Genomic DNA, 17,857 nt, shown 5'->3' with positions numbered 1-17,857 from the left:
GTCACGCTCCGGCCGCGAGGGTGCTGTTGACGAGGTCGATGAACTCCCGCGGGGTGCGGCAGCGCTCGGCCTCCGGGGGCATGGCCGTGCCGTGGTTGTTCTCCAGGTCGCTGATGATGCCGAGCAGGCCCAGCGAGTCCAGGCCGAAGGTGTCGAAGCCGGAGTCGGCCGCGGTCTCCAGCGCCTCGGGGTCGACCGCGACGCCGGCGGCGTTCTTCATCAGGGCGGCCAGCTGCTGGACGGTGAGTTCCATCTGGATGGTCATGGGAGGAGCTCCTCCTTCGTGGTGCGGGATTCGGTGTTCGGGGATCGGTGGTCAGGGACCGGGATCGGGGACCGGGCGGGGACCGGCGTCGCCGGGGTACGGGGTCGGTCGGTCGGTCGGTCGGGTACGGGGTCGCCGGGGTACGGGGTCGGTTCCGTCGGGCCCGGCGTCGGTCGGGTGCGGGACCGGGCCCGCGGACGGCGCCCGTCAGTCCTGACCGCCGTCGCCGCGCCGCAGGACCAGCGCCGCGCACGACCCCATCAGGCCCCGGCTGAGCACCAGCGCGGTGCGCAGCCGGGCGGGCCGGGCCCGCGAGGTCACCAGGTCCATGTCGTGGCAGATGTCGTAGACGTTCGGCGTGGGCGGGATCAGGCCGTGCTCCATGGCGAGGACCGCGGCCGCGGTGTCCAGCACGGGTGCACCGCAGTACGCCCGCCCGATGCCGGTCTTCGGCGCCGTGACCGGCACCTGCGACCCGTGCCGGCCCAGGGCGTCGGCCAGGGCCAGCGCCTCGGCCCGGTCCGCGGCGGGGATGCCGAGGGCGTCCGCGAAGACGACGTCGACCTCCTCGGGGGCGCAGCCCGCCTCGGCGAGCGCGCCCTCGACGGCCCGGGCCAGGCCGTCCCGGGACTCCTGCCAGCGCGAGGCCCCGGTGAACGTGGCGGCGTGTCCGGCCACGACGGCCCGGACCCGGGCACCGCGGGCCAGGGCCGCCGCCTCGTCCTCGACGACGAGCATGGCCCCGCCCTCGGCCGGCACGAAGCCGCACGCCGAGGCCGAGAACGGCCGGTAGGCGCGGTCGGGATCGGCGAGGGTGCTCAGCTCGGGGTAGCCCAGCTGGCAGACCGCCGAGTACGGGGCCAGCGGCGCCTCGGTCGCGCCGACCACGAGGGCCTGCGTGCCGCGGCGGACCGCCCGGGCCGCGTGCGCGATGGCGTCCAGCCCGCCGGCCTCGTCGCTCGCGACCACCGAGCAGGGGCCCTTGTAGCCGCCGCGGATCGAGATCTGGCCGGTGCTGGCGGCGTAGAACCAGGCGATGGACTGGTACGGGCCCACGTACCGGCTCCCCTTGCCCCACAGCTGCTGGAGCTCGCGCTGGCCGAACTCGCCGCCGCCCGAACCGGCCGCGGTCACCACGCCCACCGAGAACGGGGAGTCCAGGTCGACCCCGGTCAGTCCGGCGTCCGCGAACGCGAGGTCCGCGGCCGCCATGGCGAAGTGGGTGAAGCGGTCGGTCTGGACCAGGTAGCGGTCCTCGGCGTGGGCGGCCGGATCAAAGCCCCGGACCTCGCCGGCGACGCGCAGCGGCAGGTCGCCGAAGCCCTCGCGGGTGACGCGGTCCAGGACGGCGATGCCCTCCTGGGTGGACTTCCAGAACGTGTCGACGCTCAGTCCGTTCGGCGCGACCACGCCGATGCCGGTGATGACGGCGCGTCGGGAATGAGGCTGGCTCATGGTGCGCTCCCGTCCGGCCTGCCGAGGACGACCGCGGACTGGAAGCCGCCGAAGCCGCTGCCCACCGACAGCACGTGCCGCAGCCTGCGCGGCCGTGCCTCGCGGGGCACGTAGTCCAGGTCGCACTCGGGGTCGGGGATCTCGTAGTTCGCGGTGGGCGGCACGGTCTGGTGGGCCAGGGCCAGGACGCAGGCGACCAGCTCTATGGAGCCGATCGCGCCGAGGGAGTGCCCGACCATGGATTTGATCGAGCTCATCGGCGTGTCGTACGCGTGGGCGCCGAGGGAGCGCTTGACCGCGGCGGTCTCGTGCCGGTCGTTCTGGCGGGTGCCGGAGCCGTGGGCGTTGACGTAGTCGACGGCCGTGGGGTCCAGCCTCGCCTGGTCGAGGGCGGTGTCGATGGCACGGGCCATCTCCGTGCCCTCGGTGGTCAGTCCGGTCATGTGGTAGGCGTTGCCGAAGGTGGCGTAGCCGCTGATCTCGCAGTACACGCGGGCGCCGCGGGCCCGGGCGTGGGCGAGGTCCTCCAGGACGAGTACGGCCCCGCCCTCGCCCATGACGAACCCGTCGCGGCGGGCGTCGAAGGGGCGGGAGGCGTGCGCGGGGTCGTCGTTGTTGGGGGAGGTCGCCTTGATGGCGTCGAAGCAGGCCATCGTGATCGGCGAGATGGGCGAGTCGGCGGCGCCGGCGATGCAGACGTCCAGCCGGCCCTCCTGGATGGCGTGGAAGGCGTAGCCGACCGCGTCCAGCCCGGAGGTGCAGCCCGTCGACACGCTCTGCACGGGCCCGTGGGCGCCGAACTCCTCGGCGACCGCCGAGGCGAGGGTGCTCGGCGAGAAGGCCCGGTGCAGGTGCGCGCCCGCCGCCCGGTGGTCCACGTCCCAGCGCGCGCCGCGCTCGCTGACCAGGACGTAGTCGTGCTCCAGCCGGGTGGTGCCGCCCACGGCGGTGCCGAGGCTGACACCCAGCCGCCAGGGGTCCACCTGGTCCGCGGCAAGGCCGGCGTCGACCGCCGCCTCGCGCGCGGCCACGAGGGCGAACTGGACGTAGCGGTCGCAGCGCTCGGCCTGCTCCACGGTCAGGCCGTGGTCGAGCGGGTCGAAGTCGCACTCCGCCGCGATGCGCGAGCGCAGCCCCTCCGGGTCGAAGAAGGTGATGCCGCGGGTCGCGGTGCGGCCGGAGGCCAGCAGATCCCAGAACGCGGGTACGCCGACCCCGCCCGGGGCGACCGCGCCTATGCCGGTGACCGCGACGCGCCGGCTCACGACACGGCCTCCGGTTCCGGCGGGCGCATCCCGGCCGCGGTTTCCAGCGCGGCGTCCGGGCCCTCGGTGTCGACGTGGCCCATGCTCGGGTGCGGGGCCAGCGGACCGAGGTGGAAGACCAGGCGCGCCTCGGTGTCGCCCACGTTGCGGAAGCGGTGGCGCACGTACGCGGGGATCATCAGGCCCTGGCCCGGCCGCAGCGGCTGCGGTACGCCGTCCAGGTCCACCTCCAGCTCGCCGGCGACGACGTACACGAACTCCTCGGAGTACGGGTGGTAGTGCTCGCCGATCCGGTCGCCGGGGTCGACGAGGGCCACCCCCATGAACCCGCTGGTGGACCCGACGGTGGCGGGGGTGAGCATGGCGCGCAGATCACCTCCGCGCCTTCGGTTGGGCTCGATCTCACCGAGATCCACGACTCGGGGCCGCTGCTTGCTCATGGTTCCTCCAGAGGGGTGGGGTCGGCCGCGGCGGCGGCCGTGGACGTCAGGACTGGGGCGCCCGACGGTCGGTGACCAGGCGCATGTCGGTAGCGCGCAGGAGGCGGGCGACGTCGGCGGGGCCGTCGACGCGGCCGTCGGAGCCGAGGGCCCCGTGGTCGAGGAGCCGGGTCAGGACGGCGGCCTTGCGCGGGCCGTGTACGCCGAGGGCGCGGGCCGGGTCGGCCTCCAGGCTGCCCCGTACGTCGACCAGGCGCACGACGACGTCGTCCCGCTGGAAGATCGTGGCCGCGTACACCGGATGGCCGGGGTCGTGCGCCGCGGCCGCGTCCTGGCGGGCGAGGAGCCGGGCCAGGGCCATGCCGCAGCCGGGCCGTGCCGGGTAGTACAGGGCGTGCCGCCGGACGCCGGGCTCGTCACCGTCGGCGGGCGGGAGCCCGCCCGGCTCCGCGGAGTGGGGGCGCACGTGGTGGACGGCCGGCAGCGCGGCGCGCATGAAGAACATGCGGGCCGACTCGGCGTCGGTGAGGTCGCGGTCCTGCTCCAGGTACGGGTTGATGGCCTCCTCGACGGCGCGCACCTCCGGCTGGCGGGCCACGTGGCGCAGGGCGGACATCAGGTCGCCGCGGACCTCGACGGCGCGCACCACGCGGTTGCCGTGCATGAAGAGGGAGGTGCGGCACAGGCTCGTGGTGTCGTCGACGCGCGCCTGCGGCGACTGGTAGCCGGCGAGGATCTCGGCGACCTTCGCCTCGCTGCCCGGCCGGACCGTGAAGGTGAGGGCGTGGCGGACGATGCCGTCGCCGATGCGGGGCGCCGCCTGGAGCCGGAGGCCGACCGGGGCGGGGGCCGCCTCGGGGCCGCTGCCGGTCTCGCGCAGGATGGTGTAGCGGAGCGAGTGGGTGTCGCGGACGCAGGCGCTCAGCGGCCGCACCATGTCCACGTGCTCGTCGCTGTTGACCCAGGCGAGGAAGGGCTCGGCGCTCTCCCACTCGCTGGTGATCAGCCACTGCGCCGGGTTCTCGATGGACTGGCACAGCTGGTCGCTGATGTGTCCGGGCACGGCGGCCATCTGCTCGCACACGTGCTCGTACGCCGTCAGGAACTGCTGCTGGATGCCGTCGTGCAGGTCCATCAGCAGGACCACCCGGAGCCGGGAGCCGTCGAACGCGGACTGGGAGACCCGTTCCGCCAGACGTGAAAGGGACTGTTCCGTGAGTGTCATCCTGCTCGCGTCTCCTTCGGGGGGCAGGAGCGACCGGCGCGGCCATGGGGAAGGGCCGGTCACCGTCGCCCTCGATCCTGTGCCGGTCCCGGCGGGTCCGCGAGTGGTGTGAACCACCTGGGTGACGTGCGGTGTTGTGCACCAGGTGGGTGATTGCCCGTCCGAAACGGCCCACGGCCGGGCATGGACATCCCGTCCCCGCACGTCCCGGTCCGTCACCGGAGGATCTGAGGAACGGATGAACTGATGAACGAAGAATTCGACCACCGCGTACCGGTTCTCATCGTCGGCGGCTCCCTGGTGGGCCTGTCCACGTCCCTGTTCCTGGGCCGGCTCGGCGTACGCCACACCCTCGTGGAGCGGCACGCGGGCACCTCCATCCACCCGCGCGGCCGGGGCAACAACGTCCGGACGATGGAACTCTTCCGGGTGGCCGGCGCCGAGGCCCGGATCCGCCAGGCGGCCTCCGTCCTCGCCGACAACCACGGCATCCTCCAGACGCCCAGCCTGGTCGGCGACGCCGGCGAGTGGCTGTTCCGCGAGATCGACCCCGGTGGCGGCCTGGCCCGGTTCAGCCCGAGCGGGTGGTGCCTGTGCAGCCAGAACGACCTGGAGCCGGTGCTGCTGGACTGCGCCCGCGACCTGGGCGGCGACCTGCGCTTCGGCTCCGAGATGCTGTCGTTCGACCAGGACGCCGACGGGATCACGGCGCTGGTGAAGAACCGCGACACGGGCGACCACACCACGATCCGCGCCGACTACCTGGTGGCCGCCGACGGACCGCGCAGCCCGATCCGCGAGCACCTGGCCATCGGCCAGAACGGCCCCGGCGACCTGTTCCACAACGTCAGCATCACGTTCCGCTCGCGCGGGCTGGCCGAGGCGGTCGGCGACCGCCGCTTCATCGTCTGCTACCTCACCCATCCGGAGGGCGACGGCGCCCTGCTGCCGGTCGACAACCGGGAGAACTGGGTGTTCCACGCGCCCTGGCGGCCCGAGCGAGGCGAGACACTGGAGGACTTCACCGACGAGCGGTGCGCGGTGCACATCCGGCGCGCGGTGGGCGTGCCCGACCTGGACGTCCAGGTCACGGGTCGGGCCCCGTGGCACGCGGCGGAGCGGGTGGCCGAGCGGTACGGCCGCGGGCGGGTGTTCCTGGCCGGCGACTCCGCGCACGAGATGTCGCCGACCGGCGCGTTCGGCTCCAACACCGGCATCCAGGACGCGCACAACCTGGCGTGGAAGCTCGCCGCCGTGCTCGGCGGCTGGGCCGGCCCCGGCCTGCTGGACTCGTACGACGCCGAGCGCCGCCCCGTCGCCGAGGCCACCAGCGCCCGGGCCACGGCCCGTTCGGCCGAGCACAGCCACCCCGGGTACGAGCCCGCGGCCGGCCCCGGCGGCAGGCAGGGCGGCATCCTCGACGTCGCGCTCGCCTACCGCTACCCGCGCGGCGCGGTGGTCGGCACCGACCCGGAGCAGCCGGTGGTGCCGGAGGGCGTACGGCTCACGGGCGAACCGGGCAGCCGGGCGCCGCACCTGTGGCTGCGGCGCGGCTCCGGGAACCGGCTCTCCACCCTCGACCTGTACGAGCGCTCCCTGGTGCTGCTCAGCGACGCGTCCGAGCAGGGCGGCTGGCACGCGGCGGCGGAGCGGGTCGCGCGCGAGCTGTCCGTCCGGCTGGAGGCGTACCGGATCGGCGCGGACGGGGACCTCGTGGCCGAGGGCGGCGCGGACTGGGCGCAGGCGCACGGTACGACCGCGGCGGGCGCGGTGCTGGTACGGCCGGACGGGTTCGTGGCCTGGCGGTCGTCGCGGGCGGACGCGGGTGCGGACCCGGTGGAGGTGCTGCGCGGGGTCGTCCGGTCGGTGCTGGCGCTGGCCTGACGCACCGCCACCCTCGGGGCCGTAGACCACGGGTGCCCCCGCTACCGGCCGTGCCGCCGCGGCCGGGGGCGCCGACGGCCGGGAATCAGCCGAACGGGTAACCGTCCGTGCGCGAACGGCGGCGCTCTCGCTAGCGTGAGCAGCCGCAACAGCGCGGAGGCACGTATGGACGGGACACCCGGTCTGTCACCGGACGGGGCCGAGGGAACCGGCCGTGCCCGGCAGGACGCGGGCCGGCCGGAGGAGTTCGGGCCGGCCCTGCGGCGGGTGCGGGCCGAGCGCGGTCTGTCCCTGGCGGCGCTGGCCCGGCTCGTCCACTACAGCAAGGGCTACCTCAGCAAGATCGAGAACGGCGGCAAGCCGCCCACCGCCGACCTGGCCCGCCGCTGCGACACGGCGCTGGGGGCGGCGGGTGCCCTGGCCCGCCTGGTGCCCGACGTGCCGTCGGCCCGCCGGCCGGAGACGAGGCCCGCGCCGGGGTCGGGGGCGGGTGAGTGCCCGTACCGGGGGCTGAGCGCGTTCGGGACCGAGGACGCGGACTGGTTCTTCGGGCGGGAGCGGACCACGGCCGCCCTGCTGGCCCGGCTCGGGACGCGCGCGGGCACCGGCCCGTTGGCGGTGGTGGCCCCGTCGGGTGCCGGCAAGTCCTCGCTGCTGCGGGCGGGACTCGTACCCGCCCTGCGGCGGGGCGCGGACGGCGGGGGCCCCGCCGGTACGGGGGCCTGGCGGGTGGCCGTGTGCACGCCGACCGCACACCCGGTGGCGGAACTCCTGCGGACGCTGGGGTCAGTGGGGGTACCGCTGCCGAGGGTGCCGGACTCGGGTCCGGACTCGGGTCCGGGCGCGGGTCCGGGCGCGGGTCCGGGCGCGGGTCCGGGCGCGGGTCCGGGCGCGGGTCCGGGGCCGGGCGCGGGTCCGGCTGGGGGCACAGGTCCGGATGGGGGCACCGGTCCGGGAGGGGGCACAGGTGCGGGAGGGGCGTCGGGGACCGGCCCGGGGCCGGCCGGGGTCGTGCTCGTGGTCGACCAGTTCGAGGAGGTCTTCACCCTGTGCCGGGACGAGGCGGAGCGGCGGGCCTATTTCGCCGCCCTGACGTCCCTGGCCGGACCGCGCTCCCCCGACGCGGCCCCCGACGCGGCCCCCGACCGGGCACGACCGGACGGCGACGGTGGCCCGGTGCTCGTCGTGCTGGGCCTACGGGCCGACTTCAGCGGGCGGTGCCTGGCCTATCCGGAGCTGGCCGAGGTGTTCACGCACGGGCTGTACGTCCTCGCCCCCATGACGCCGGAGGAGTTGCGCACGGCCGTGACCGGCCCGGCCGAGCGGGCCGGGCTGCTGCTCGAGCCCGGCCTGGTGGAGCTGCTGCTGCGCGACGCGGGCGCCGAGGACGGCACCGCCGCCGGCGCGGCGTGGGCGCTGCCGCTGCTCTCCCACGCACTGCTGGTCACCTGGTACGCCCGGGCGGGCCGCACCCTGACGGTCGAGGGGTACGAGGCGACCGGCGGGCTGCGCGGCGCGGTGGCCCGGACCGCGGAAGAGGTCTTCACCGGGCTCGACCGCACCGGGCGCGACGCGGCCCGCCGGATGCTGCTGCGCCTGGTCCACGTGGGCGACGGGGACGTCGAGACCCGGCGACGCACGGCCCCGGACCGGCTGGCCGCGGGCGTCACGGACCCGCGCGCCGCCGCGGCGGCCCTGGACGCCTTCGTCCGCGCCCGGCTGGTGACGGCCGGCGCGTCGGCGGTGCAGATCAGCCACGAGGCGCTGCTGCGGGCCTGGCCCCGGCTGCGCGACTGGATCCACGACGACCGGGCGGACCTGCTGGTGCACCAGCAGCTCACGGACGCGGCGGCCGCCTGGGTACGGGACGGCCGCGACCCGGAACTGCTCTACCGCGGCAACCGGCTCGCCGCCGCCGAGGAATGGGCGGACCGGCAGGACGGCAGGCACCCTCCCGGACCCGTGGAAGCGGAGTTCCTGGCGGCCAGCGGGGCCGAGGAACGCCGCCGGCGGCAACGGGCGCTGCGGCAGGCCCGCACGCAGCGCCGCCTGCTGGCCGCGCTCGCCGTCCTCCTCGCGGTGGCGCTCGCCGCCGGCGGGCTGGCGTTCCACCAGCGGTCGAGCGCCCTGCGGGAGCGGACCGTCGCGCAGTCGCAGGCCATGGCCGAGCGGTCGGCGGCGGTCGCGGCCGGGCAGCCGGAGGCGTCGATGCTGCTCGCGGCCCGCGCGTACCGGACCTCCCCCACGACCGAGGCCCGGGGGGCGCTCCTCAGCACCCAGGCGCAGGCGTTCGCCGGGCGGCTGACCGGGCACACCGGCGCGGTCAACGCGGTGGCCTTCGCGCCGGACGGACGCGTGCTCGCGACGAGCAGCAGCGACGGCACCGTACGGCTGTGGGGCGGACCGGGGTTCCGGTCGTCCGTCGCCGTGCTCACCGGGCACGGCGGCTCGGTGCTGGCGGTGGCGTTCGGGGCCGGCGGGCGGCTGCTGGCCGCCGCGGGCACGGACGGCACGGTGCGGCTGTGGCGACTGCCGGAGCGCCAGGCGGTGGGCACCCTGTACGGGCACAGCGGCGGGGTCCGCTCGGTGGCCTTCTCCCCCGACGGCACGCGGCTCGTGTCGGGCGGTCTGGACGGGACGGTACGGCTGTGGGACGTGGCCGGGCGGCGGCTGACGGACACCCTGCGCGGGCACACGGACGGGGTGTACGGGGTGGCCTTCGCCCCCGACGGGCGTCGGGTCGCCTCGGGGGCGGCCGACCGGACCGTACGGCTGTGGGACGTGTCCGGGTCCGGGTCCGGCGGCCGGCCCGCCGCGACGCTGGAAGGGCACTCCGACGTGGTGTTGGGCGTGGCGTTCGCGCCGGACGGGCGGACGCTGGCATCGGGGAGCGCGGACCGGACGGTGCGCGTCTGGGACGTCGACGGCCGGGACGACGACGGACCGGGCGAAGGCCCCGGCGACGGGACCGACGTCCGGGCGGACGCACCGGACGCACCGGACGCACCGGACGCACCGGACGCACCTGACGCGGCCGGCGACGGGGGCGGGGAGGCCGGCGCCACGGCGCGGCGGCCGGTGGTCCTGCGGGGCCACAGCGACGACGTCAACTCCGTGACCTACACGACCGACGGCACGGCGGTGGTGAGCGCGTCGGGCGACGGGACGGCGAAGGTCTGGGACGCGGCCACCCACCGCGTCACGCAGGTGCTGGCCGGGCACGGCGACTACGTGCTCTCCGTGGCCGCCGGGCCGGAGCACCTGCTGGCCACCGGCAGCTTCGACCAGTCCGCCGTGCTCTGGGACACCGGGCGCGGGGCCCTGGTCACCCGGCCGTTCGCGGAGTTGTGGCAGTCCGCCTTCGCCCCGGGCGGCCGCCTGCTCGCGTCGGCGGGCGCCGACGGCGGCGTACGGCTGTGGGACCCCGCGCGCCGCCGGCTCCTCGGCACGCTGACGGGGCACCAGGGCTCGGTGTTCGCGGTGGCGTTCTCCCCCGACGGACGGCTGCTGGCCTCCGCCGGCGCGGACCGGACCGTACGGCTCTGGGACGCCCGCCGGCGGACGCCGCTGGCCGCACTGACGGGGCACGGCGGCGCCGTGTACGCCCTCGCCTTCTCCCCCGACGGCCGGACGCTGGCGTCGGCGAGCGCCGACCGGACGGTCAAGCTGTGGGACACCGCACGGCACCGCCAGGTCACGACGCTGAGCGGGCACCAGGACTTCGTCAACGCGGTGGCGTTCAGCCCGGACGGGCGGCTGCTGGCGACCGGCAGCGACGACCTGACGGTACGGCTGTGGGAGCCGGCCGCCGCGGCACGGCGCGCGGAGCACCCGGCGGGCGGGCCCGACGGCCCGGAACGGACCGGTGGCTGGGTGGAGCGGGCGGCACTGCGCGGGCACCGCGGCGCGGTCCGGAGCCTGTCGTTCGCCCCGGACGGCCGGCGGTTGGCCAGCAGCGGCAACGACGGTGCCGTCCGGGTGTGGGACGTCGCCCCGCGCCGGGCGGCGGCGACGCTGACCGGGCACGTCGGGGCGGTCCGCGCCGTGGTGTTCGGTCCCGGCGGGCACACCCTGGCGAGCGGCGGCGTCGACGGCACCGTACGGCTGTGGGACGCCGACCGCTTCCGTTTGGAGGCGAGCCTGGCCGGGCACGGCGGGGCGGTCTGGGGCGTCGTGTTCGACCCGGCCGACGGGCGGTTGACGAGCACCGGGACGGACGGGACGGTCCGGTTGTGGTCGCTGGGGGCGGGGTCCCGGATCGGCGCCGTCTGCGCACTGGTCGGAGCGGCCGCACAGGCCCACCCGGGCGGGGAGGTGTGTGGCGGCTGACCCACCGCGCCCTCCAGGCCCCCACCCCCTGCCACCCACGCACCACCCCTCCGCTCCCAGCCGGTGACGAGCCCCCAGCAGGCCCTCGGCCGCCGGGGTTTCCCCGGGGTTTCCCGTTTCCCGTGCAGGTGGGAGACACGTGGCGCCTCGACACCGGGGGGCGGTGCGGCCCAGTCTCGGAAGGGCCGGCGGATCAGCCGGTGGCCGCCGGACGAGGCCTCGGGCCGGGCCGGCCGCGTTCACGGGGAAGGGACACGGAGATGGTCGAGCGGATGCGCGGGGCACGGCGGCGGGCGGTCGGCGCCGCCCTGAGCCGGGAGGCGTTGGCACGGGCCACGGGGGGCCGCGGCGACACCCCTCCGATGACGCGGGCCACGGACGGCCCGCCGCGCGGCGGAACGGCGGGCCGGTGGAGCGGCCTGCGGACGGGGGCCGCGCTGGCGGCGGCCGCGGTGCTCGTGACGGGGGGCACCGCGTTCGCCGCACCGGCCGGCGGGGCCGCGCGCGCCGGGGTCCCGCAGGCCGGGGCGGGGCCGGCGAAGGCCGCGGCGGAGGGCTGCGGGGTCCTCGCCCCCGGCGCTTCCGCCGTGGCGGAGGCCGCCGTTCGGGCCGCATGCGAGCAGATCGGCGTCTGGTACACGTGGGGCGGCGGCCACGGGCCGCAGCCGGGTCCGACGTACGGTCAGGTCGATCCGAGCGACCCCGCCAGCGAGCACGACCCCGAGCGGTCGGGCTTCGACTGCTCGGGGCTGGTGCGGTACGCGTACGCCCGTGCCACCGGCCGGGACGTCCTGCCCGGCAACGCCCGCCACCAGTTCGACACCCCGGAGGCGACGGCCCGGTTCGGCGCCGCGGAGGGGACGGGTCCGCTGCTGCCGGGCGACCTGCTGGCCTGGGGCTCGGGGGGCGCGATCCACCACATCGCGGTCTACCTCGGCGCCGGGAAGATGGTCGAGGCCCGGCAGTCCGGCACCCGGATCATGGTGAGCGACGTCCGGCTGGGCGGGGACTACGCCGGCGCGGTGCGGATCGGCGGCTCGGCCGCGCAGCCCGGTACGTTCCGCACCTGGGGCACGGACGTGTGGACGCACCGCGAGCCCTCCACCACCAGCGCACGGGTCCACCGGTTCGACGGCCCGACCACCGTGCGCGTGCAGTGCCAGAAGCACGCCGAGACCGTGACCGCGGACGGCTACACCAACGACGCGTGGTCCTACCTGCCCGAGTACGGGGCCTGGATCACCAACATCTACATCCAGGGACCCGCCTGGCTGGACGGCGTGCCCACCTGCCCCTGAGGGCCACGGCACAGCCGACATCCACCCACGGCCGGCATCCACCCGGAGTCGGACTCCGCCCACGGCCGCCCCGCACCCGAGGCGACCCTCACCCACGGCCGGCCCTCACCCACGGCCGGCCCCTCACCACCGTCGCGCACGCGCCGTGCCTGACGCACACCCACACCGGGCTCCCCGGAGCCCCGCCAAGGAGGAACCATGTCCGCACGCAGCCACTTCTCCCTCGCCCTCGCCGCGGTCGCGCTCACCGCGGGCCTGGCCGCCACCGGCGTCGGGCCGGCCGCCGCCGTGCCCGCCGTCCCGGTCGTCAAGGCCGCGAAGGCCCCCGCGGCCGCCGCCGAGTGCGGGGTCCGCTCCGACCGCCGCCTGTGGTGCGGCAACCGCGTCGGGGCCAAGGGGTACCAGCACCGCTCGTACAGCTCCGAGGTGCGGGGCCCCCTGAACACGGCCTTCAGCTGGTTCCAGTGCTGGGGCCACGGCGACCGCCACGGCGGCGGCAACGACATCTGGTACTGGACCAAGCTGGACAACGGCCAGTGGGGAAACGTGCCGGCCGTCGACGTCTACACGTCGGTCGACCCCGCTCCGGGCCTGGACGAGTGCTGACGCTCCGCCACACCACCTGCCGGCTCCCCTGACCCGGCGCCCGGCGACGGCGGACGGGCCGCCCCTCCCCCACGGTGGGGCGGCCCGTCCGCCGTGCCGCGGCAGCACCGGGCCGGTCCGCGCGTACGGGCGAAGTACGCTGCCGCCGATGGTGCGAGAGATCGCCGGCGAAAGGAACACCCGTGACCCGCAGCGCACTCCTGGTTGGAGCGACCGGACTGGTGGGCGGCCAGCTGCTCGCCCGGCTCCTCAGGGATCCCCACTACGACCGGCTCACGGTGCTGGCCCGCCGCCCGCCGACCGTCGAGCACCCCCGACTGGACGTGCGCGTCGTGGACTTCGACGCGCTCAAGCCGGCGGACGTGCCCGCGGTCGACGACGTCTACGGCGCGCTCGGCACCACCATCCGCAAGGCGGGCACGCAGCAGGCCTTCCGCACGGTGGACCAGCACTACACCGTCGAGGTCGCCCGGATGGCCCACGCGACGGGTGCGCGGCGGATCGCGGTGGTCTCGTCGGTCGGCGCGGCCTCCGCGTCGCGGAACTTCTACCTGCGGGTCAAGGGGGACATGGAGGAGGAGGTGGACGCGGTGGGCTACGAGCAGGTGGAGCTCTTCCGGCCGTCGTTCATCCTCGGACCGCGCGAGGAGCGGCGGACCGCCGAGCGGGTGGGCATGGCGCTGGCCACCCTGGTGGCTCCGGTGCTGGTCGGCCCGGCGCAGCCCTACCGGCCGGTGCCCGCCGGCCGCCTCGCGGCCGCGATGATCGCCGCGCTCGCCCGCGGCACGGGCGGCACGGCGGTCCGGACGTACGCCGACGTGGTCGCGCTGACCCCGCAGTAGGCCGGGGGCGCCGCCCGGGGCCGGTTCGGCCGGGCGGGTGCGATCGCCGGCACCTCGCTCAGCGAGGCTGCATATATCGGCTTGCAGTATATCCTGGCTGACATGGGTACCAAGGACATGACGCGCGCGGCGTTCTTCATCCTGACCGCGCTGGCCGACGAGGCCCGGCACGGCTACGGGATCCTCCAGGAGGTCGAGGAGCTGTCGGAGGGCGATGTCGTCCTGCGGGCCGGCACCCTCTACGGAGTCCTCGACCGGCTCGTGAACGACGGCCTCATCGCGCTCGACCGCGAGGAGGTCCAGCAGGGCCGGCTGCGCCGCTACTACCGGATCACCGACGACGGCGCGGGCGCCCTGGCCGCGGAGGCCGAGCGGATGGCCGCCGGGGCGCGGGCGGCGGTCCGCCGACTCGGGCGCGGGCGGGCGCCCGGGCGCCCGGGCGGGGCGGGGGCCGCCGGGATGCCGCGCTGGGGAGGTGCGGTATGACCACCCTCCTCGAGCAGCGCTACCGCGCCGTGCTCCGGATGCTGCCCGCCGACTACCGCGCCCGCTGGGAGGAGGACATGGTCGACACCTACCTGTGCGGGGTCGAGGAGGACGAGCAGGAGCTGCGGCGACCGAGCCTGGCGGAGACCGCGAGCATCGCCGCGCTCGCCGTGCGGATCCGGCTCGGGGCGACGGGCTCCAGCCCCCGGCGGGTCGAAGCGGGCGCGGCGATCAGGCAGTTCGCGCTGATCAGCGTCCTGCTGCAGGCCGCCGGCGCACTGACGTACACGGCCCTGGGCCTGCGCGCCGCCGGCGCCGCGCAGGGCTCCGGCGAGGGGGGCTGGTCGGCGACGTTCGGAGCGGACCCCCTGCAGGTCGCGCTGGGGCTGCTGCCCCTCCTGTGGGCCGCCGGGTACGCCGCGCTGGTGGGCGGGCGGCGGCGGGCCGCCAGGGGGCTCGTCGCCCTGGCCGCGGTGCCGACGCTGAAGCCGCTCGTGGTCCAGCTGACGGGCGGTCCGGCCGTACTGACGGCCGAGGCGTTGGTGGCCTGGGTCACGGTGGCGGCCGTCTGCTGCGGGTTCCACTGCGAGGCACCGCGGACCCGGCTGCCGTTCCTGCCGCCGGGGCTCGCCCTCGCCGGAGCGGGCGTGGCGGTCGGCGGGACGGTCGTCGCGTGGCCCGTGGTCGCGGATCCCGCCTGGGGGCCGGGCTGGGTCGTGGTGGCCGCCGCGGCCGCCCTCCTACTCGGCCGCCTGCGCGCACCCGATCGGGTGTCACCGGCGACGCTGTGGGCCCTGGGTGCGGTCGGCGTCTGCGTCCTGCTGTCCCGCGCCGACACGCTCCGGTTCGTGGTCGGGGCGGGGGCGGGCCCCGATGTCACCGTGCCGTGGGCCGCCCAGGCGGGGGTCCTGGCCCTCACGGTGGTGGCGCTCTGCGTCACCGCGGTACGGGCGCGCCGGGGCGCACGCAGCCCGGCGCCCTGACTCCGCCCGGGCGAGCTGGTCGCACCGCCCGCCGGTCGCCGCCCGCCGCCCGCCGCCCGCCGGTCACCGCTGAGCCGGTGACCGGCCGGCGGCCGGGGACCGTCACCGGGCCCGCTCCGGCCGGTCGGGCTCTCGTCCCGCCGCGCACCCGTCAGCTGAGGCGGCGCGGAAGCCGCACGCTCAGGGCGACCGTGACCGCGACCAGGACCAACTGGCAGGCCAGCACGGCGACCAGGGCGGTGCGCATGCCGTACGCCGGCACCAGGGCAAGGAAGAGGGAGCCCAGCGTGGCCACCCCGAGGGCCAGTGCGGACTGCTGGCCGGTCACCATGACGCCGCTGCCCACGCCGGCGCGGTCGGCCGGCACGTCGGCGAGCACGACGCGGAAGAGGACCGGCAGTTGCAGGCCCTGGCCGAGGCCCGCGAGCGCGACCCCCGGGGCCAGGTCCAGGACGCCCAGGTCGGGCCAGCCGCGCCAGGCCGTGGCCGCGAGCACGGCGAGCCCCGCGCCCTGCAGCAGGCCGCCGGCGGTCACCACCCGGGTGCCGTGGCGGCCGACCAGGCGCGGGCCGGCGAGCGAGGCGAGGAAGAACGCCACCGCCATCGGTGCCAGGGCCAGGCCCGCGTCGACGGGCCCCAGCCGCAGCCCCTGCTGGAGGGCGACCGCCACGACGAACATGAAGCCGCCGAACCCGACGGAGAACGGCAGGACCAGGGCCAGCCCGCGGCGCAGCGACACCAGCCGCAGCAGGCTCGGCGGCACCAGCGGCACCTTGCCGGCCCGGTCGGCGTGCCGTTCCACCAGGAAGAACCCGGCCGTGGCGAACGGCCACAGGGCGAGGGCCACCCAGGTCCACAGCGGCCAGCCGACGGTACGGCCCTCGGCGAGCGGGACGAGCAGGGTGGTCAGGGCGAGCGCGAGGAGCAGGGTGCCCGGTACGTCGACCGGGGCGGGGCTCGCGCTGCGGGTCTCGGGCACCGTGGGGGCCAGGAGCAGGCCGAGGACGGCGACGGGGACGTTGACGAGGAAGACCGCCCGCCAGCCGGTGCCGGCGAGGTCGGCGGAGACCAGGACACCGCCGAGGATCTGGCCGGCCACCATGGCGAGGCCGGCCGTGGCCCCGTACAGGCCGATGGCCCGGGCCTTGCGCGTTCCGTGGGTGGCGGCCTGGATGGTGGCCAGGACCTGCGGCAGCATCAGGGCGGCGGCCGCGCCCTGGGCCACCCGGGCGCCGACCAGGCTCCAGGCGTCGGGGGCGAGCCCGCAGGCCAGCGAGGTCAGGCCGAAGGCGGCCATGCCGGCCCGGAAGAGCCGCCGGCGCCCGAAGCGGTCGCCGAGGCGGCCGCCGAGGACGAGCAGGACGGCGTACGCCACGCCGTAGCCGGCCACCACGAGTTCGAGGAGGGCGGGGCCGGCGGCCAGGTCGTGGTCGATGGTGGGCAGGGCGACGTTGACGATGAAGAAGTCGATCAGCGGCAGGGCCGCCCCCACGAGGAGGGTGAACAGCCCGAGGGAGCCCAGGGAACCCAGGGAGCCGAGGGAGTCCAGGGAGCCCGGGGCCTCGGGTGCGCCCGGGGCGGCCGACGGAGCGGTGCGGCCCGCGGTGGCGGGGCCGGCCGGGGCGGTCGTCGTACGGGCCGCGGCAGCGTCCGCGGCGGAAGTCGTCGTATCGGTCACGGGACCATGGTCGACTTCCCGGGAACCTGGTACCAGAGGGTGGTTATCCTGGTATTGGAGCTACCCGTATCAGGAGCACCTGGTGCGGGTCCGCAGAGCGCGCACGCTGGGAGCATGGCCACGATGACGCAGCAGCAACCGCCCTCCGGGGCGGCCACGGCGGTACGGGACCGGGCACCGGAGGCGGCGCCGGACACGGTACGGGACGCCGCCCGCGCCGAGCGCGAGGTGCGACGCCACGAGCTCGCCGCCTTCCTGCGCAGCCGCCGCGAGCGGATCACCCCCGAGCAGGTCGGACTCCCGCGCGGCACCCGCCGGCGCACGCCCGGGCTGCGGCGCGAGGAGGTGGCGCACCTGTCCTCGGTGGGGGTGACCTGGTACACGTGGCTGGAGCAGGCCCGGGACATCCAGGTCTCGCCGCAGGTGCTCGACGCACTGGCGCGGGCGCTGCTGCTGGACTCGACCGAGCGGGCCCACCTGTTCGCCCTGGCAGGCTCCGCCGACCCGGCGCCGGGCGGCCCGTGCCCGACCGTGACCCCCGAACTGCGGGAGCTGCTGACGCAGTTGGAGCCGCTGCCGGCCTGCGTCCAGAACAGCCGGTACGACATCCTCGCGTACAACCGCACGTACGGGCGCCTGCTGCGCGACATGGACGCTCTCGACCGCGAGGACCGCAACTGCGTGCTGCTGACCTTCACGGACCCGGCGTGGCGCGCCTCGGTGGTCAACCTCGACGAGACGATGCACACGATGGCCGCCAAGCTGCGGGCCTCGATGGCGGAGCACCTGGCCGAGCCGGCGTGGAAGGCGCTGCTGGCGCGGCTGCAGGCGATCCCCGAGTTCGCGGAGATCTGGGAGCGGCACGAGGTGCTCGGCCAGGGGCTGCGGACCAAGCGCTTCCGCAACCCCGACGTGGGCGAACTGCGCCTGACCGTGACCAACCTGTGGCTCGGCCCGTCGGCGGGACCCCGGCTGATGACGTTCGCCCCGGCCGACGAGGAGTCGCGCGCAGGGCTGGACCGGTTGCTCGCGCTGGCCGTGGCGGGGCCGTCCGCCCCCTGAGCGGGCCGCCGAACCACCCGCCCCGGGCCGCGCCCTCGC

General features: G+C 76.4%; 14 protein-coding genes. 8 read left to right on the top strand and 6 right to left on the bottom strand.

What is annotated here, in order from left to right; translation table 11 throughout:
• Window position 1: 1 nt before the first annotated feature.
• The 5 genes from IF43_RS0124265 to IF43_RS0124245 form a co-directional block, all read right to left on the bottom strand.
• Window positions 2-265 (bottom strand): acyl carrier protein, encoded by a 264-nt coding sequence (locus IF43_RS0124265; protein ID WP_078910406.1) that lies wholly within the window; start codon window positions 263-265, stop codon window positions 2-4.
• A gap of 207 nt (window positions 266-472) precedes the next feature.
• On the bottom strand, window positions 473-1,720 hold the full coding sequence (locus IF43_RS0124260) for a beta-ketoacyl synthase N-terminal-like domain-containing protein (RefSeq protein WP_030204354.1): 1,248 nt from the start codon (window positions 1,718-1,720) through the stop codon (window positions 473-475).
• Window positions 1,717-2,985, bottom strand: a complete 1,269-nt coding sequence (locus IF43_RS0124255; RefSeq protein WP_030204351.1) for a beta-ketoacyl synthase — start codon at window positions 2,983-2,985, stop codon at window positions 1,717-1,719. The genes IF43_RS0124260 and IF43_RS0124255 overlap by 4 nt, the downstream gene beginning before the upstream one ends.
• Window positions 2,982-3,425 (bottom strand): cupin domain-containing protein, encoded by a 444-nt coding sequence (locus IF43_RS0124250; protein WP_030204350.1) that lies wholly within the window; start codon window positions 3,423-3,425, stop codon window positions 2,982-2,984. Before IF43_RS0124250 ends, IF43_RS0124255 begins: the two co-directional genes overlap by 4 nt.
• 46 nt (window positions 3,426-3,471) lie before the next feature.
• Window positions 3,472-4,650 (bottom strand): SchA/CurD-like domain-containing protein, encoded by a 1,179-nt coding sequence (locus IF43_RS0124245; protein ID WP_030204347.1) that lies wholly within the window; start codon window positions 4,648-4,650, stop codon window positions 3,472-3,474.
• Between the two features lie 246 nt (window positions 4,651-4,896).
• Here IF43_RS0124245 and IF43_RS0124240 point away from each other — a divergent pair, with 246 nt between their 5' ends.
• The 7 genes from IF43_RS0124240 to IF43_RS0124210 all read left to right on the top strand — a co-directional run bounded on the left by IF43_RS0124240 (window position 4,897) and on the right by IF43_RS0124210 (window position 15,078).
• Entirely contained in the window at window positions 4,897-6,534 is a 1,638-nt protein-coding gene (locus IF43_RS0124240) for an FAD-dependent monooxygenase (RefSeq protein WP_030204345.1), read from the top strand.
• A 165-nt stretch (window positions 6,535-6,699) separates the two neighbouring features.
• On the top strand, window positions 6,700-10,863 hold the full coding sequence (locus IF43_RS0124235; RefSeq protein WP_051795990.1) for a helix-turn-helix domain-containing protein: 4,164 nt from the start codon (window positions 6,700-6,702) through the stop codon (window positions 10,861-10,863).
• Between the two features lie 362 nt (window positions 10,864-11,225).
• Window positions 11,226-12,161, top strand: a complete 936-nt coding sequence (locus tag IF43_RS0124230; protein WP_078910407.1) for a C40 family peptidase — start codon at window positions 11,226-11,228, stop codon at window positions 12,159-12,161.
• A gap of 198 nt (window positions 12,162-12,359) precedes the next feature.
• Window positions 12,360-12,767: a hypothetical protein gene (locus IF43_RS0124225; RefSeq protein WP_030204338.1), complete on the top strand. Its 408-nt coding sequence runs from the start codon at window positions 12,360-12,362 to the stop codon at window positions 12,765-12,767.
• 182 nt (window positions 12,768-12,949) lie between these two features.
• Window positions 12,950-13,609, top strand: a complete 660-nt coding sequence (locus tag IF43_RS0124220) for an NAD(P)H-binding protein (protein ID WP_030204335.1) — start codon at window positions 12,950-12,952, stop codon at window positions 13,607-13,609.
• 117 nt (window positions 13,610-13,726) lie between these two features.
• Window positions 13,727-14,095 (top strand): PadR family transcriptional regulator, encoded by a 369-nt coding sequence (locus IF43_RS0124215; RefSeq protein ID WP_030204332.1) that lies wholly within the window; start codon window positions 13,727-13,729, stop codon window positions 14,093-14,095.
• On the top strand, window positions 14,092-15,078 hold the full coding sequence (locus IF43_RS0124210) for a hypothetical protein (RefSeq protein ID WP_030204329.1): 987 nt from the start codon (window positions 14,092-14,094) through the stop codon (window positions 15,076-15,078). The genes IF43_RS0124215 and IF43_RS0124210 overlap by 4 nt, the downstream gene beginning before the upstream one ends.
• A gap of 151 nt (window positions 15,079-15,229) precedes the next feature.
• On the opposite strand, the gene IF43_RS0124205 is transcribed toward IF43_RS0124210, so the two are convergent.
• Window positions 15,230-16,627, bottom strand: coding sequence for an MFS transporter (locus IF43_RS0124205; RefSeq protein ID WP_030204324.1), 1,398 nt, complete (start codon window positions 16,625-16,627; stop codon window positions 15,230-15,232).
• A gap of 243 nt (window positions 16,628-16,870) precedes the next feature.
• Between IF43_RS0124205 and IF43_RS0124200 the strand changes: the two genes are divergently transcribed.
• Complete coding sequence (locus IF43_RS0124200; RefSeq protein WP_078910403.1) at window positions 16,871-17,818, top strand: helix-turn-helix transcriptional regulator; 948 nt, start codon at window positions 16,871-16,873, stop codon at window positions 17,816-17,818.
• Window positions 17,819-17,857: the final 39 nt, after the last annotated feature.

It is taken from the genome of Streptomyces sp. NRRL S-87, assembly GCF_000719335.1.
Classification (GTDB): domain Bacteria; phylum Actinomycetota; class Actinomycetes; order Streptomycetales; family Streptomycetaceae; genus Streptomyces.
Note: the sequence above shows the minus strand (reverse complement) of the source record. Positions and strands in the feature narration are given on the sequence as shown.

Excerpts from the sequence above, each read along its gene's own strand:
- IF43_RS0124215 (WP_030204332.1), top strand. The coding sequence starts at position 13,727 with ATGACGCGCGCGGCGTTCTTCATCCTGACCGCGCTGGCCGACGAGGCC.
- IF43_RS0124235 (WP_051795990.1), top strand. The coding sequence starts at position 6,700 with ATGGACGGGACACCCGGTCTGTCACCGGACGGGGCCGAGGGAACCGGC.
- IF43_RS0124265 (WP_078910406.1), bottom strand. The coding sequence starts at position 265 with ATGACCATCCAGATGGAACTCACCGTCCAGCAGCTGGCCGCCCTGATG.
- IF43_RS0124240 (WP_030204345.1), top strand. The coding sequence starts at position 4,897 with ATGAACGAAGAATTCGACCACCGCGTACCGGTTCTCATCGTCGGCGGC.
- IF43_RS0124225 (WP_030204338.1), top strand. The coding sequence starts at position 12,360 with ATGTCCGCACGCAGCCACTTCTCCCTCGCCCTCGCCGCGGTCGCGCTC.
- IF43_RS0124230 (WP_078910407.1), top strand. The coding sequence starts at position 11,226 with ATGACGCGGGCCACGGACGGCCCGCCGCGCGGCGGAACGGCGGGCCGG.
- IF43_RS0124250 (WP_030204350.1), bottom strand. The coding sequence starts at position 3,425 with ATGAGCAAGCAGCGGCCCCGAGTCGTGGATCTCGGTGAGATCGAGCCC.
- IF43_RS0124260 (WP_030204354.1), bottom strand. The coding sequence starts at position 1,720 with ATGAGCCAGCCTCATTCCCGACGCGCCGTCATCACCGGCATCGGCGTG.
- IF43_RS0124245 (WP_030204347.1), bottom strand. The coding sequence starts at position 4,650 with ATGACACTCACGGAACAGTCCCTTTCACGTCTGGCGGAACGGGTCTCC.
- IF43_RS0124200 (WP_078910403.1), top strand. The coding sequence starts at position 16,871 with ATGGCCACGATGACGCAGCAGCAACCGCCCTCCGGGGCGGCCACGGCG.
- IF43_RS0124210 (WP_030204329.1), top strand. The coding sequence starts at position 14,092 with ATGACCACCCTCCTCGAGCAGCGCTACCGCGCCGTGCTCCGGATGCTG.